We start from the raw sequence: 1,676 nt of genomic DNA on the forward strand, positions 1-1,676 counted from the left end.
TGAAGTCGGCCGATGAAGAATCCAAACATTTCAACCTTCTCTGCGACTGTCTTGAAGCAATGGGCAGCCACTACGGCGCCCTGCCCGCCCATGCCGGAATGTGGCGCGCGGCTGAAGACACAGCAGCCGAGCTTCACGGCAGGCTTGCGGTCGTGCCGATGGTGCTGGAGGCGCGCGGCCTCGATGTGACACCGGGTATGATCGAGATCTTCACCAAGGCTGACGAACCTGCCGCGATTGCGGCGCTGAAGGTGATCTATGCCGAAGAGGTCGGCCATGTCGCCTATGGGGTGAAATGGTTCAACTGGCTTTGCGGCCGCGACGGTCTCGACCCCAAGGAGGTCTTTCACGGGCTTGTCCGCAAATACTTCCGTGGCGCGCTGAAACCGCCCTTCAACGAAGAAAAACGCGCCGAAGCCGGGCTGCCGCCGGACTTCTACTGGCCGCTTGCCGAAGAGGTCGCTGAAGCGCCGGGCACTGCCGGGTTCAGGTAACTGCAGAATCGTCGGCAAAAATTCGCCGATAACGGCAGGTTCCGGCCGGTCCCCCGGCACATTTGGTCAAAATTGTTGCAGCGAGATCACAGGGTTGTTAAGCCCTTGCGCCAAGGGGATGTCGTGGGGATGACATCCTGTCTTTCAGAACCAAAAGCGCAACGGGGACAAGTTTGCCAGCACGCCTGACACACCGTTTTCACGCCGCCCTTGAGCGGCACTTGCCGGAACAGCGTCTGTTCCTGCGCTCTGACACCGAAACCCGTTTCGTTCGCCTGAAACCCACCACACAGGCCGTCGCCCTTGGCGGATCGGCTGTGGTTCTGGCCTGGACCATCGTCGCCACGGCGATCCTGATGATGGACTCGATCGGTTCAGGCAGCGCCCGCGAACAATCCCGGCGCGAAATGGCGACCTATGAGGCGCGGCTTGACGCGCTGTCACACGAACGCGATGCACGTGCCGAAGAAGCGGTTGCGGCGCAGGAGCGTTTTGCCATTGCTCTGGAACAGGTCTCAGCGATGCAATCAGCCCTGCTCGCCTCGGAAGAGCGGCGCAAGGAGCTGGAAACCGGCATCGGCGTAATCCAGTCCACCCTGCGGCGCAGCATGACCGAACGCGATGAGGCCCGGACCGACCTGGCGGAGTTGACCGCAACCATCTCGGGCGGCCCGCAAACCGCGCAGAATGCCGTGCGGGGCGAGGAAACGGCCGGAACGCTTGAATTCGTTTCGTCCGCCCTCAAGCGTACGGCGGAAGAACGTGACTCCCTGGCCCGCGTGGCAATAGACGCAAAGGCCGAAGCTGACGAAATCGCCTATGAGATGAAGCTTCTGGAAGAGCGTCATGACGACATCTTCACCAGCCTCGAAGAGGCCGTGACGATTTCGATGGAACCCCTGGACAAGATGTTCGCCTCGGCCGGACTTGATCCTGATGATCTGATCAAACAGGTGCAGCGCGGCTATTCCGGCCAGGGCGGCCCGCTTGGCCCGCTGATGCCATCCGTCGGCGGCAAGATGGACCCCAACGGCGAACGCGCCACGAAGATCCTCGAAGGGCTGGACCGGATGAACCTCTACCGGATGGCCGTCGAAAAGGCCCCCTTCGCGATCCCGCTCAAATCATCGTTCCGTTATACGTCCGGGTTCGGCCGGCGCTGGGGGCGGATGCATGAGGGGA

General features: G+C 61.8%; 2 protein-coding genes. Both read left to right on the top strand.

What is annotated here, in order from left to right:
* Nucleotides 1–494, top strand: a 494-nt coding sequence (locus WBB85_RS13610; protein WP_432639150.1) for a ferritin-like domain-containing protein, incomplete at its 5' end; no start/stop codon positions are given.
* 173 nt (nt 495–667) lie between these two features.
* On the top strand, nt 668–1,676 hold a 1,009-nt coding region (locus WBB85_RS13615), incomplete at its 3' end, for a DUF5930 domain-containing protein (protein ID WP_432639151.1).

Origin of the sequence: Albidovulum sp., from assembly GCF_049646345.1 — a bacterium.
In the GTDB taxonomy this organism is placed as follows: domain Bacteria; phylum Pseudomonadota; class Alphaproteobacteria; order Rhodobacterales; family Rhodobacteraceae; genus Albidovulum.